12 protein-coding genes are annotated in these 12,878 nt (G+C 70.3%); 7 read left to right on the top strand and 5 right to left on the bottom strand.

Annotated elements, in window-relative coordinates; translation table 11 throughout:
• Window positions 1-2: 2 nt before the first annotated feature.
• Window positions 3-413 carry a VOC family protein gene (locus tag BLQ63_RS19680; RefSeq protein WP_091039105.1) on the bottom strand — a complete coding sequence of 137 codons (411 nt, stop codon included), beginning with the start codon at window positions 411-413 and terminating at the stop codon, window positions 3-5.
• A 117-nt stretch (window positions 414-530) separates the two neighbouring features.
• Here BLQ63_RS19680 and BLQ63_RS19675 point away from each other — a divergent pair, with 117 nt between their 5' ends.
• Together BLQ63_RS19675 and BLQ63_RS19670 are read left to right on the top strand one after the other, a co-directional pair.
• A complete protein-coding gene (locus BLQ63_RS19675) occupies window positions 531-1,328 on the top strand; it encodes an aminoglycoside phosphotransferase (RefSeq protein ID WP_091039103.1) in 798 nt (265 codons plus the stop codon).
• 106 nt (window positions 1,329-1,434) lie between these two features.
• Window positions 1,435-1,695: a hypothetical protein gene (locus BLQ63_RS19670; RefSeq protein WP_091039100.1), complete on the top strand. Its 261-nt coding sequence runs from the start codon at window positions 1,435-1,437 to the stop codon at window positions 1,693-1,695.
• Between the two features lie 15 nt (window positions 1,696-1,710).
• Here BLQ63_RS19670 and BLQ63_RS19665 read toward each other — a convergent pair whose 3' ends face one another.
• Window positions 1,711-1,974, bottom strand: coding sequence for a hypothetical protein (locus BLQ63_RS19665; protein WP_091039098.1), 264 nt, complete (start codon window positions 1,972-1,974; stop codon window positions 1,711-1,713).
• A 2-nt stretch (window positions 1,975-1,976) separates the two neighbouring features.
• Window positions 1,977-2,447 carry a DUF2269 family protein gene (locus BLQ63_RS19660; protein ID WP_091039096.1) on the bottom strand — a complete coding sequence of 157 codons (471 nt, stop codon included), beginning with the start codon at window positions 2,445-2,447 and terminating at the stop codon, window positions 1,977-1,979.
• A gap of 227 nt (window positions 2,448-2,674) precedes the next feature.
• Between BLQ63_RS19660 and BLQ63_RS19655 the strand changes: the two genes are divergently transcribed.
• The 3 genes from BLQ63_RS19655 (at window position 2,675) to BLQ63_RS19645 (ending at window position 7,632) form a co-directional block, all read left to right on the top strand.
• Window positions 2,675-3,613, top strand: coding sequence for a GlxA family transcriptional regulator (locus BLQ63_RS19655; RefSeq protein ID WP_091039094.1), 939 nt, complete (start codon window positions 2,675-2,677; stop codon window positions 3,611-3,613).
• Window positions 3,614-3,845: 232 nt separating this feature from the next.
• Window positions 3,846-6,536 carry a pectate lyase family protein gene (locus BLQ63_RS19650; protein ID WP_091039092.1) on the top strand — a complete coding sequence of 897 codons (2,691 nt, stop codon included), beginning with the start codon at window positions 3,846-3,848 and terminating at the stop codon, window positions 6,534-6,536.
• A gap of 157 nt (window positions 6,537-6,693) precedes the next feature.
• Entirely contained in the window at window positions 6,694-7,632 is a 939-nt protein-coding gene (locus tag BLQ63_RS19645) for a diacylglycerol/lipid kinase family protein (RefSeq protein ID WP_091039090.1), read from the top strand.
• A 6-nt stretch (window positions 7,633-7,638) separates the two neighbouring features.
• Here the strand turns inward: BLQ63_RS19645 and BLQ63_RS19640 are convergent, their stop codons facing one another.
• Window positions 7,639-9,300 carry an MGH1-like glycoside hydrolase domain-containing protein gene (locus BLQ63_RS19640; protein WP_091039088.1) on the bottom strand — a complete coding sequence of 554 codons (1,662 nt, stop codon included), beginning with the start codon at window positions 9,298-9,300 and terminating at the stop codon, window positions 7,639-7,641.
• A 68-nt stretch (window positions 9,301-9,368) separates the two neighbouring features.
• Window positions 9,369-10,679, bottom strand: coding sequence for an ABC transporter substrate-binding protein (locus tag BLQ63_RS19635; protein WP_091039086.1), 1,311 nt, complete (start codon window positions 10,677-10,679; stop codon window positions 9,369-9,371).
• 376 nt (window positions 10,680-11,055) lie between these two features.
• Between BLQ63_RS19635 and BLQ63_RS19630 the strand changes: the two genes are divergently transcribed.
• Both BLQ63_RS19630 and BLQ63_RS19625 read left to right on the top strand, forming a co-directional pair.
• Window positions 11,056-11,997: a carbohydrate ABC transporter permease gene (locus BLQ63_RS19630; protein ID WP_091039084.1), complete on the top strand. Its 942-nt coding sequence runs from the start codon at window positions 11,056-11,058 to the stop codon at window positions 11,995-11,997.
• A complete protein-coding gene (locus tag BLQ63_RS19625) occupies window positions 11,987-12,877 on the top strand; it encodes a carbohydrate ABC transporter permease (RefSeq protein WP_091039083.1) in 891 nt (296 codons plus the stop codon). The genes BLQ63_RS19630 and BLQ63_RS19625 overlap by 11 nt, the downstream gene beginning before the upstream one ends.
• The last annotated feature ends 1 nt before the right edge of the window (window position 12,878 follow it).

The raw sequence follows: 12,878 nt of genomic DNA, 5'->3' as shown, positions 1-12,878 counted from the left end.
GTTCAGTGCAGTTCGTTGACGCGGATCATGTTCCCCGCGGGGTCGCGGAAGGCGCAGTCTCGCACGCCCCAGGGCTGGTCGGTGGGCTCTTGGACGACTTCGGCGCCGCGGGCGACGGCCTGTTCGAAGACGGCGGCGAGGTCGGCGGTGGCGAGGTTGACGCCGGCGTAGGTGCCCTTGGCCATCATCTCGGCGATGGTGCGCTTCTCGTCCGCGGTGACGCCGGGGTCGGCGGCGGGCGGATGCAGCACGATGGAGGTGCCGGGCTGGCCGACGGGTCCGACGGTGATCCAGCGCATCCCGTCGTAGCCGACGTCGCCCCGGACCTCGAAGCCGAGGATGTCGCGGTAGAACGCCAGCGCGGCGTCGGGGTCGTCCTGCGGGAGGAAGCTCGATTGAATCGTGATGTCCATGTCGGCAACCGTATGGCGCGGGCAGGAGCAGGGGCTTCTCGATTCCTGACCGATCAGGTCCGAGGACGCGGGAGATTGCGATTGACGCCGCGGGGAGGCCGCGGTTACGGTCGGCCGGTGCAGCAGCCGCCTCAAGACGTCCTCGCCGCGTTCGGCGCGGGCCGTTCGCCGCGTCTGCTCGACGGGGGTCGGGGCCGGACCTGGCGCGCCGGGCCGATCGTGCTCAAACCGGCGGACCTCCCGGTCGAGTCCCGCTGGCGCGCTTCGGTTCTCGAGGCCGTCGCCGACACGGGCCGGTTCCGGGTCGCGCGCCCGGTCCGCGCCGCCTCGGGCGACTGGCTGCACGGGGGCTGGGAGGCCTGGCGCCACGCGGAGGGCCGGACCGACCCGAAGCGCTGGGACGACGCCCTCGACGCGGGCGCGGCGTTCCACGAGGCGCTCGCCGGGGTGGCGAGGCCGGCGTTCCTGGACGACCGCGACGACTGGTGGAGCCGGGCCGACCGCGTCTCATGGGACCTGGAGGCGGTCGAGGAGCACCCGACCCTGGAGCCGCTGATGCGGGCCCGCAGGCCCGTCGGGGCCGCCGCGCAGGCGGTGCACGGCGACCTCTTGGGCAACGTCCTCTACGCACCGGGACTGCCGCCGGCCGTCATCGACTGGGCGCCCTACTGGCGGCCCGCGGGCTGGGCCGCGGCGGTGGCGGTGGTCGACGCGCTCTGCTGGCACGGCGCCGGCGGCTCGCTCCTGGCGGGTGCGGAGCGGTCGGACTGGCCGCAGATGCTCCTGCGGGCCCTGCTGTTCCGGATGATCACCGACCGGGAGGCGGGCCGCGCGGGCGGCGGCGAGTGGCACCCGCATCCGGCGTACGCCCCGGTCGCCGCGCTGGTGATCGCCGCCGCGGCGTCCGGCGCCTGAGGCCGTCCCGTGTGTCCCGCAGCGGCGTGCTCCCGCCGCACGGCTACCGTTGACCGTGTCCACCATGTGGCGCAACGACCCTCGAAACAGTGAAGGACCACGGCTCATGGCCAGTACCGCAGAGATCAAGGCGCAGCTCCAGGCAGCGATCGAACAGGCGAACGAGGCGTCCGGCGCGATCGGCGCGTCGATGTCGCAGTTGGAGACCGCGGTGGCCTCCGGCATGGAGGCCACTCAGGAGACGTCGAGCGCGCTTCCGGGCGAGGCGATCGGCCAGTACCAGCAGGCGCGCGAGCGCCTCGAAGAGGTCCTGGGCCTCATCCAGTCCGCCAACGGGACCTTCGAGCAGTACATGAACACGATCTGATCCTCGCCCGCGGCATCAGGGCGCCTCCTGGGGCGCCGGGGTGCTGCGGGCGGCCAGCAGGCCGCCGACACCGGGAATCAGGGCCAGGAGCCAGATCCGGTGCCTGCCGTTCATCAGCAGCGCGGCGGCGATGACGGTGCCGGTGTAGACGAGGCCGTGGACCGGGCCGAGGACGCCGGTGATCGCGGGGTGGTGGACCGTGGCCAGGTTCAGGAGCATCAGGACGAGCGTCGCCAGTTCGACGGTGCCGATGAGATGGAGCACGCGGCGCGGTTGCATGGTCAGACTCCCGTCGTCGAGCCGGGTCGGTAGATCATCAGGACGACGACGATCGCCCAGAGCAGGTTGAAGACGCCGGTGTGCATCGCGAGGCGCCCGCCGATCCGGGTCGAAACGCCGTCGGCGGGCTCGTCGTCGAGCGCCGCGAGGGCCCGGGTCTGGGCCGGGAGGATGAGGGCGATGAGGATCGCGGCCGCCCCGGCGGTGAGGATCATCGAGGCGATCAGCCATGCGTCGGTCAGGACGCCGAGGCTCGCGGCGGTGGCGACGCCGAACACGGGCACGAGGACGCCGATCGTCGCGTAGACCCGCGAGATGCGGTGCAGCACGGCGACGACGGCGGCCTTGCGCGGGTGCGACGGGTCCTGGCCGGCGGCCCGCCACGCGGGCGGGAACATGCTGGCGGCGATGGCGACCGGGCCGATGGTCAGGATCGCGGCGAGGACGTGGACGGACAGCAGGAACGCGGTCACCGGCCGGTCCCTTCGGCGGTGCGGCCGCGGTCGTGGCGTTCGGATGGGGCGCGGGTCTCGGTCATGGTGTTCCTTCCCTGTGGAGGTGCCCCCATGTTCGCCCGGTGTCCGCGGAATCGACAGTGGCTGCCTCGCCAACTTCCTCCTGTATCCGGCCAGTGCCGCGTCGGCGGCCGGACGGCTCCCGGTGGAGGCGGAAGCGCAGTCGGACGGGCTAGCATCGGCGCATGCATACCGTCGCGGTGCTGTCGCTCCAGGATTCGCTGCCCTTCGATCTGGCCACGCCGGTCGAGGTGTTCGGGCGCGTCCGGCTGCCCGACGGGCGGCCGGGCTACCGGGTCGTCGTGGCGGGCGAGGCCCCGGTCGTGTCGGCCGGGCCGCTGCGCATCGCCGCCGACGACGGACTGGAGGCGTGCGAGCGGGCCGACCTGATCGTGGTGCCGGGCCGCAACGACCCGCTCCGCCCGACCTCGCCGGCGGTGCTCGAGGCGCTGCGCGGCGCGGCGGCGCGCGGCTCCCGCGTCGCCTCGATCTGCGTGGGCGCGTTCAGCCTGGGCGAGGCGGGCCTGCTGGAGGACCGGGACGCCACCACGCACTGGCTGGGCACCGAGGAGCTGGCCCGCAGGTTCCCGGGCGCCCGCGTCGACCCGGACGTGCTCTACACCGACAACGGCGACGTCCTCACCTCGGCGGGCGCCGCGGCCGGGCTGGACCTGTGCCTCCACATCGTGCAGCGCGACTACGGGGTGGCCGTGGCGGCCGACTCCGCGCGTCTCGCGGTGACCCCCTTGCAGCGCACGGGAGGCCAGGGACAGTACATCCTTCGCAACCGGCCGACCTACCAGACCGCGACGCTCGAACGCGTCCTCCAGTGGATCGAGGAGCACGCGCACCGCGGCCTCACGCTCGCCGACATCGCCGCGGCGGCCGGGCTCAGCGCCCGGACGCTCACCAGGCGCTTCGCCGCCGAGACGGGGCAGAGCCCGATCCAGTGGCTCGGCGGCGTGCGCATCCGCCACGCGCAGGAGCTGCTGGAGACCACCGACCACACGGTGGAGCGGATCGCCGCGCAGACCGGCTTCCCGAGCGTCTCGAACTTCCGCGCCCAGTTCGGGCAGACCGTGGGCGTGGCCCCCGGCGCCTACCGCCGGACGTTCCGGACCTGAGGAGCGCGGCCCGGGCCGGCCGGTTCAGCTGGCGCTTCAGGGCCCGGCAGCAACCGCTGGCCGCGATCGGGCATCCGATCCGGGAGCACTGCGTCACGGCGTTCGCCGGAGTCTGCGGACGAGAAATCCCGACTTTGAGGCAATCGGTTGCAGATTTCCCTTGACTCTCTGAAAGCCCTTGCCTTAGATTCATTGAAATACCTCGATATCTCCCTCACGAGAGGTTTCAACGATGAGACGAAAACTCGTACTACGCGTCGGGACGGCGCTGGCCACCGCGGCCGTGGTCGTCGCCGGCGTCGCGCTGTCGATGACCACGGCGTCCGCGCAGACCAACGGCGCCACCGGTTACGCGACCCAGAACGGCGGCACCGACGGCGGCGCGGGCGGCCAGGTCGTCCAGGCCAGCACCGGCACCGCCATCCACGCGGCCCTGTGCAACCGGGCCTCCAGCGACACCCCGATCATCATCCAGGTGTCCGGCACCATCAACCACGGCAACACCAGCGCCGTCGACGGCGACAGCTGCGACACCGCCGACGACGTCATCGAGCTCAAGGGCATCAGCAACGTCTCGATCATCGGCACGGGCAACGCCGTGTTCGACCAGATCGGCATCCACATCCGCGATTCCAGCAATATCATCCTGCAGAACTTCACGGTCAAGAACGTGAAGAAGTCGGGCTCGCCCACGTCCAACGGCGGCGACGCGATCGGCATGGAGGACGGCGTCCGCAACGTGTGGGCCGACCACCTCACACTGGAGGCTTCGGGCGGTGAGGCGGAGGGCTACGACGGGCTCTTCGACATGAAGAACAACACCCAGTACGTGACCCTGTCGTACAGCATCATGCGCAACTCCGAGCGCGGCGGCCTCGTCGGCTCCAGCGAGTCCGACACCTCGAACAGCTTCATCACGTACCACCACAACCTGTACCAGAACCTGAACTCCCGGGTGCCGCTGCTGCGCGGCGGGACGGCCCACGTCTACAACAACCACTATGTGGGGATCGTGGAGTCGGGCATCAACTCCCGCGCCGGGGGCAAGGCCAAGGTGGACAACAACTACTTCGAGGACTCGAAGGACGTGCTGGGCACCTTCTACACCAACGAGCGCGGGACCTGGCAGACCAGCGGGAACGTTCTCGACAACGTGACCTGGTCGAGCGAGGGCAGTGAGAACTACCCCGCGGGTCCGAGCATGCCCTCCACCACCACGATCAGCATCCCGTACTCGTACCCGCTCGACCAGGCCGGCTGCGTGCCGTCCATCGTGGCGGAGACCGCGGGCGCCAACAAGGGCCTGAAGGTCTCGGACGGGAACTGCTCGGCGGAGACGCCCTCGGAGAACCCCACCGACCCCACGACCGACCCCGAGGAGCCGACCACCGACCCCGAGGAGCCCAGCGGCACGAACCTCAGCCTCGGGGCGGGCGCCGACGGCACCAGCAAGGCCAGCGGCACCAGCTACGGCAACGTCATCGACGGGAACGCGAGCACCTACTGGTCGCCCAGCGGCACCACCGGACGCGTGTCGGTCAAGTGGTCCAGCGCCACGACCGTGTCCTCCGCGGTCATCCGCGAAGCGGCCGGGACCGAAGGCAACATCGACTCCTGGCAGCTGGTCAACAACAACACCGGGGCCGTCCTGGCCTCGGGCACCGGCGCGGGCGTCATCAACTTCGCCTCCACTTCGCTGACGAAGATCAACTTCGTGATCCTCACTGCCAGCGGCACGCCGAGGATCACCGAGTTCGAGACCTACGCGGGCTCGGGTCCGAGCGACCCCGACCCCACCGACCCCGATCCCACCGACCCGGACCCCACTGACCCCGGCCCCAGTGCGGGCACGCTCTACGCGGCACCGGGCGGCAGCGCCGGGGCCTCCGGCACCCAGTCCGACCCGACCACGCTCGCCTCGGCGATCACGCGGATCGAGCCGGGCGGAACGATCTACCTGCGGGGCGGGACCTACAACCTGTCCTCGACCATCGCCATCGCGCCGGGCAACGACGGCACGTCGGGCAACCGCACCGAGCTGTTCGCCTACTCGGGCGAGACCCCCGTGCTGAACTTCTCGGCCCAGGCCGAGGACACCGCCAACCGGGGCATCGCCATCGGCGGCGACTGGTGGCACCTGCGGGGCATCGTCGTCGAGCACGCGGGCGACAACGGCATCCTGCTCGGCGGCAGCAACAACGTCATCGAGCGGGTCGTCACGCGCCACAACGCCGACACGGGACTCCAGATCGCGCGCTACACCGCGGGGGCGCCCAGCAGCGAGTGGCCGGCGAACAACCTCGTCCTGAGCTCGGAGTCGCACGACAACGTCGACTCCGACGGCGAGGACGCGGACGGCTTCGCCGCAAAGCTCACCTCGGGCGACGGCAACGTCTTCCGGTTCTGCGTGGCGCACAACAACATCGATGACGGCTGGGACCTGTACACGAAGGACGACACCGGTCCCATCGGTGAAGTGACCATCGAGGACTCGCTGGCCTACGACAACGGCACGCTCTCCAACGGCGGCCAGGCCGGCAACGGCGACCGCAACGGCTTCAAGCTCGGCGGCGAGGACATCGCCGTCGACCACACCGTCGTGCGGTCGATCGCGTTCGAGAACGGCAAGCACGGGTTCACCTACAACTCGAACCCCGGCTCGATGACGATCTCGAACAACCTGAGCATCGGCAACGGCGAGCGCAACTTCAACTTCGACGCGGGCAGCTCCGTCTTCCGCGGCAACACCTCCTGCGACAGCGGCTCGAACGACCGCATCGTGGGCAACACCGACAGCTCGAACCAGTGGGACTCCGGCTCGAACGGGTCCCGATGCTCGAACTACGGCGGCGGCCTCGGCTGGAGCTTCGGCTCCGGCGGCGTCCTGACGGTGACGTTGGGAGGCAGGGTGGTCGACCTGTAACCGACCCTCCGACGATGCCGGACCGGGCATCATCGACTCCTCACAGCCCCCGGCGGCCCCGCCGCCGGGGGCGCCTTCGCGCCAGGGAAGGGTCCCGGGCGGTACGCTCACGGTCCCCGAGGGACATTGCGCGTTCGTGCGCGAAAAGGAGAACCTGGTGGCCGAGAGCCGGATCGCAATCGTATGGAACCCTTCGAAGGCCTCGCGGGAGGACCTGGAGCAGGCCCTGCCCGAGGAGGCCGCCGCCGCAGGGCTCACCTGGCATGAGACCAGCGTCGAGGACCCGGGTGTCGGCGCCGCCGACGAGGCGCTCGCCGCCGGCGCCGACGTCGTCGTCGCGGTCGGCGGCGACGGGACCGTCCGCGCCGTCGCCGAGCGGCTCGCCCGCGACGACACCGCGGCCGAACTCGTGATCGTCCCGCAGGGCACCGGCAACCTCCTCGCGCGCAATCTCGGCATCGCCGTCAACGACACCGCCGGCGCGCTCGCCCGGGCCTTCGGCGGCGAGTCGCGCGCGGTCGACCTCGCCTGGATCGAGGCCGACGTCGACGGCGAGCACCTGCGCCAGGCCTTCGTCGTCATGGCCGGGTTCGGGATCGACGCGCACATGATCGCCGAGACCGACGAGGACCTCAAGAGCAAGGTCGGCTGGCTGGCCTATGTGGAGTCGCTCGGCCGCGCCCTCGACGCGAGCGCGGTGGTCGAGTTCGACATCGCGGTCGACGGCGGCGAGTCCGAGCGGGCCTCCGGGCACACGTTCATGGTCGGCAACATCGGGACGCTCCAGGGCGGCGTCACGCTCCTGCCCGACGCGGACCCCACCGACGGGGAGCTCGACCTCCTCCTCTTGAGCGCCGAGGGCATGGGCGAGTGGCTCGACACGCTGCGGTCCTACGTGTGGGACAACGGCATCCGCAGGTTCCTGGGCAAGAAGGAGGAGCCCGCGCAGAGCGCCGACACGACGACGCACGCGAGGGCGAAGCGCCTCTCGGTCTCGCTGTCGCAGCCGCGGGTGCTGGAGATCGACGGCGAGGACTTCGGGGAGACCACCGGCTTCACCGTGGAGATCCAGCCCGGTGCGGTGCGGGTGCGCTGACGTCCTTCAGCCGAAGCCGGGCGGGACGAAGGCGGCCGCGGTCCGGCTCGTGACCGCGCCGCGATCGTCGAGCTCCACGCGCTCGTTCGGTCCGATCGTGAGGCGGAGCGCGTCGGCTCCCGCCTCGCCGCCATGCGATTCGAGGTCCCCGGTCACCGGCCGCGGACTCATGCCGACCACGGCCCGGACGGTCCCTTCAGGGCTCATGACGATGCGCCAGCCTCTCGGGAACGCCAGGTGGAGGACGCCCTCGCGGTGGATCTCGACGCGCCCGTCGTCGGCCGCGAGCGTGTAGTCCGCGCCGCCGATGCGCCGAGCATAGGCGGTGGCCTCGGCCGCGGCGTCGTGGTCGAGGCGCGTCGGCGGCAGGCCCGTGAACCAGACCTCGCCGCCGGGGCGCGGGAGGATGCCGAAGCCGCGTTCGACCGCGTCGAGGAACCACAGGATCGACGGCGAGTACACCGAGGTGAATCCCGGTGCGCCCGACCAGGGGTCGAGGCACTGCGGGAAGCGGTCGGCGGCCGCCAGAGCGGCCAGCACCGGCGCGGCGACGACGGCCAGTTCGGCGGCGCGCCCGTGGTGCTCGAAGGCCTGCGGGGCGCGGAGCATCGACAGGAGGTTGACGGGCCCGCCCCAGGAGTTGCGGGAGGCGTCGGCGTCGAACCGCGGATCGTCCATGGCGAGCGAGGTGAACCCGAAGTGCGACAGGAACTTCCGGGTGTTCATGAGGTGGTCGCGCAGTGCCCGCTCGAAGAACGCCGCGTCGCCGATCTCGCAGGCGAGGACCCGCAGGAGGACGTCAGACCGAACGCGCACGTGCGCGCCGTTGCGGTCGCGGTCGTAGAAGGTGCCGTCGTCCTCGTCGAAGCACTGCTCGTAGAGCGCTTCGATCGACCGGTTCGCCTTGCGGCGCCACGGATCGGGGTCCTCGCCGAGGGCTTCGGCGATCCGGGCGAGGTAGGAGCGCTGGCAGGCGGCGTTGGCGGTGAGGTCGGGGGCGACGTACGGGAGGGTCGGCGAGTCCGGGTCGCAGCGGCGGGCGTCGCCGCGGAAGGCGCGGTCGGGCGCGAACCAGAACCGGGGTGAGAGGTCGTGCCCGGTGTCGAAGGCGCAGAAGGCTTCGACGCCGCCGGTGCCGCGGGTGTCGCGAAAGCGGACGAGCCAGTCGTCGTAGCGCGCCATCGCGCGGTACATGCGCTCGAGGAAGCCGGGGTCGCCCGCGGTGAGGCGGTGGTGGTGCCAGACGGTGCGGGCGAGCGGGGTGACGATCTGGATCTGGCTGAACGCGGGCCCGGCGTCGGTGACCTTGTAGGGGATCATGCCGTCGCCGCGCTGGTGGTCGGCGAACAGGAGATGGGTGTCGCGGGCGACGCCGGGGGCGAAGCGGGCGAGGACTTCGGCGTTGACGGTGCCGGTGCTCTCGATCCAGGTGCCGTGGTAGACGCCGCCCTCGTTGAGGACGGGCGGGGCGCCTTCGCGCGGCCGGATGCATTGGGCGAGTTCGGTGAGGGCCCGGTGCCAGCGGTCTTCGAGCGGTCCGCCGACGGCGGCGAAGCCGATGCCCGCGGCGGCGAGTTCGGTCCCGAGTGCGGAGCCGGCGAGTCCGGCGCGGCGTGCGGTGTCGTTGTCGCGCAGGCGGGTCAGGGCCGCGTCGATCGGCTTGTCCACGGTGGCCTTTCTCGGGGTGCTTCGCGGGTGTTCGGGACGGGCGGTCGGCCCGCCCGTCCCGACCGGTGTCATTCGAGTGCGGCGCCGAGTTCCTCGGCCCACTGGGCGGCGGCCTCGTCGGGCGACATGCGTCCGAAGAGGACTTCGGTCTCCATGCGCTGCGACAGTTCGTTCATGATCGAGCCGCCCGCGGGCTGCGGCGGGGCGACGACGCCCTCGTCGAAGATCCGCTCGACGTAGTCGGCGGCGGTGACCGCGGGTCCTTCCAGGTGCGGCGTGACGACTTCCAGGGTCGCGGGGCTGAACGGGACGCCGCGGGTGTCGAGGATGAGTTCGGCGGCGGCCGGCTCGTGGAGGAACCAGTCGACGAGCATGGCCGCGGCCTGCGGGTGCGGGCTGGCGGCGTTGACCGACCAGTAGGCCGAGGGCAGGAGCGCGACGCCGGAGAGGTCGGTGTCGGTGGGCGGGAGCAGCATCCGCACGTCGCCGGCGGCGCTGTAGGCGGTCATGAGGTTGGTGTAGCCGAAGGTGATCGCGGCCTGCCCGATGGTGAAGGGCTGCTGGTCGGGCGGGAGCTGCCAGTTCGCGGTGACGATCGACGGGTCGGGGAGGCCGCCGCCGGCCAGGAGCTGGGACTCGATGTCGTACCAGCCGGCGATCTCGTCGGCGCCGACGCCGAGTCCGCCGTCCCAGTCGTACATGCCGACCTCGCTCACCTGCGCGGCGTAGGTGCCCAGGATGTCCTGGATGCGCAGGTCGATGCCGTAGATCGAGTCGCCCGCGGCGTTGGTGAGTCCGGCGCTGCCGATCTGGGAGGCGGCGGCGACGAGGTCGGGCCAGGTCCAGCCCTCCTCGGGGACGGGGACGCCGGCCTGGGCGAAGATGTCGGCGTTGACGAACGCGGCGGTGGCGTTGCCGCCGGTCGGCAGGCCGTAGAGCGTGTCGTCCACAAGGGCGCTGGTGAGTGAGAAGTCGGGGTAGTCGGCGGTGTCGAGCTCGGCTTCGACGGTGGCGAGGTCGAGCAGGGCGCCGAGTTCGCCGTACTCCTGGGGTTTGGCGCCGCCGAGGGCGAAGACGTCGGGGGCGGTGTCGCCGCCGCCTGCGAAGTCGGTGGCGAGCCGGTTGAACAGGTCGTCGGGTGCGCCCACGGGCGTCTCGACAACGGTGATGTTGGGGTGCTCCGCTTCGAACAGGTCGATGACCTCGCCGAAGAGGCGGGCGCGGTCGTCGTCGCCCCACCAGGAGATCTCGAGTTCGATCTCCTCGTCGGGGTCGTACTCCCCCGCCGCTCCGCCGCCGGAGCCGAAGCACCCGGCCAGGAGGAGCGCCGATGCGGCGATGGATCCGACGGCCGCGCGCGAGCGTGCTGTACGCGTCATTGCGCCTCGTTTTCGTTGTCGTGGTGGCGAGCCACCGGGTTGCCGTTGATCCGGACGGGCGAGGGGCCGTCCGAGTCGGTCGAGCCTGCCGGTGGCTGCAACCGCTTGCGCGGGAAATTAGCACTCATAGCGAAGGCTGTCAATATCAATGGCACCGGTTGCCGTCACGAAACAATTCCCATGCCTTCCGCGGCAATGGAAACAATTTCCTTTAAGGGATGTGCCCGGTCACATGCACCGTAGCGCCGCACGCAGGGAAAGTGGACGCGCCCGTATTGACGAAGACATCGATGGCCGTCATACTCTATCTGTCCGTGAAAACGTTTACTCCACAATGGTCGATCAACGGCGGATCGAAAAGCGAGAAGGAGGTGGCATGAGCAGTCTGGGCGAACTGCGCGAACTCGCCGTGCGCCGCAAGAAGGGCGCCCCCCGCGCCAAGGAGAAGTACCCCGACAACAAGGCCGCGTACCTGTTCCTGCTCCCCTGGCTCATCGGACTCCTCGGCCTCACGGTCGGCCCGATGGTCGCCTCCCTCTACCTCTCGTTCACCGACTACAACCTGCTCCAGCCTCCCGAGTGGACCGGCCTGGCCAACTTCACCGCGATGTTCCAGGACGAGCGGTTCTGGAACTCCTTCCGCGTCACCGTCGTGTACGTGGTCGCGGGCGTCCCGCTCCAGCTCGCCCTCGCCTTGGCGCTGGCGCTGCTCCTCGACAAGGGCATGCGCGGCCTGCCGTTCTACCGCTCGGTGTTCTACCTGCCCAGTCTCCTGGGCGGCTCCGTCGCCATCGCCATCCTCTGGCGCCAGGTCTTCGGCAAGGACGGCCTGGTCAACGGCGCGCTCGCCTGGTTCGGCGTCGACGCGCCCGGCTGGATCGGCCACCCCGACTACGCACTGTGGACACTCATCGTCCTGCACGTGTGGACCTTCGGCTCCCCCATGGTCATCTTCCTCGCCGGCCTGCGGCAGATCCCCGAGATGTTCTACGAGGCCGCCTCGATCGACGGCGCCGGGCGCGTCCGGCGGTTCCTCTCCATCACGCTGCCGCTGCTCACCCCGATCGTCTTCTTCAACCTCGTACTCCAGGTCATCTTCGCCTTCCAGGCGTTCACGCAGGCGTACGTGGTATCCGGCGGCACGGGCGGTCCCGGCGACGCGACGATGTTCTACACGCTCCTGCTCTACAAGGAGGCGTTCAACGAGCTCGACATGGGCTACGCCTCGGCGATGGCCTGGTTCCTCGTGATCGTCGTCGCCACCTTCACCGCGATCAACTTCTGGCTCTCGAAGTACTGGGTGTTCTATGACGACTGAAACGGCCGCCCTCCCGCAGGCCCGAACCCCGTTGGAGCGCAAGCGGACCGCCTGGCGGCGGACCCGCTCGATCGCCAAGCACGCGCTCCTGGCCGCCACCGGCGCCGTCATGGTCTACCCGCTGCTGTGGCTGCTCGTCTCCAGCTTCAAGCCCAACAGCGACATCTTCCGCGACCTCAGCATCTTCACCACCGACCTGACGGCCGCGAACTACGCCAACGGCTGGAACGACCTCCAGTACCCGTTCGGCGTGTTCCTCTTCAACTCCTCGGTCATCGCGCTCGGCGCGATCGTCGGGAACCTCGTCAGCTGCTCGCTCGCGGCGTACGCGTTCGCGCGGCTGCGGTTCCGGGGGCGCAACCTGCTCTTCGCGATCATGCTCGGCTCGATCATGCTCCCGTTCCAGGTGCTCATGGTCCCGCAGTTCATCATCTTCAAGGAGCTGAACTGGCTGAACTCGTTCCTGCCCTTGATCGTCCCGAAGTTCCTGGCGACCGAGGCGTTCTTCGTGTTCCTGATGGTGCAGTTCATCCGGAGCCTGCCGAAGGAGCTGTTCGAGGCCGCCCGCATCGACGGCGCCGGGCACTTCCGGTCCTACACCCAGATCACGCTGCCGCTCATCACGCCCGCGCTGGCGACCACCGCGATCTTCACGTTCATCTGGACCTGGAGCGACTTCTTCGGGCCGCTGGTGTACCTGCGGGTCCCCGAGTCGTGGCCGGTGTCGGTGGCGCTCAAGGGATACCTGGACGCGCAGTCGAGTTCGGACTACGGATCGATGTTCGCCATGAGCGTCGTGTCGCTGCTGCCGATGTTCCTGGTGTTCGTCTTCGGGCAGCGGTTCCTCATCAAGGGCGTGGCGACCACGGGCATCAAGTGAG

The organism is Glycomyces harbinensis, assembly GCF_900101745.1.
GTDB classification, from domain to species: domain Bacteria; phylum Actinomycetota; class Actinomycetes; order Mycobacteriales; family Micromonosporaceae; genus Glycomyces; species Glycomyces harbinensis.
This window is presented reverse-complemented; position numbering and strand designations above follow the sequence as displayed.

Excerpts from the sequence above, each read along its gene's own strand:
- BLQ63_RS19680 (WP_091039105.1), bottom strand. The coding sequence starts at position 413 with ATGGACATCACGATTCAATCGAGCTTCCTCCCGCAGGACGACCCCGAC.
- BLQ63_RS19670 (WP_091039100.1), top strand. The coding sequence starts at position 1,435 with ATGGCCAGTACCGCAGAGATCAAGGCGCAGCTCCAGGCAGCGATCGAA.
- BLQ63_RS19665 (WP_091039098.1), bottom strand. The coding sequence starts at position 1,974 with ATGCAACCGCGCCGCGTGCTCCATCTCATCGGCACCGTCGAACTGGCG.
- BLQ63_RS19655 (WP_091039094.1), top strand. The coding sequence starts at position 2,675 with ATGCATACCGTCGCGGTGCTGTCGCTCCAGGATTCGCTGCCCTTCGAT.
- BLQ63_RS19650 (WP_091039092.1), top strand. The coding sequence starts at position 3,846 with ATGAGACGAAAACTCGTACTACGCGTCGGGACGGCGCTGGCCACCGCG.
- BLQ63_RS19635 (WP_091039086.1), bottom strand. The coding sequence starts at position 10,679 with ATGACGCGTACAGCACGCTCGCGCGCGGCCGTCGGATCCATCGCCGCA.
- BLQ63_RS19630 (WP_091039084.1), top strand. The coding sequence starts at position 11,056 with ATGAGCAGTCTGGGCGAACTGCGCGAACTCGCCGTGCGCCGCAAGAAG.
- BLQ63_RS19625 (WP_091039083.1), top strand. The coding sequence starts at position 11,987 with ATGACGACTGAAACGGCCGCCCTCCCGCAGGCCCGAACCCCGTTGGAG.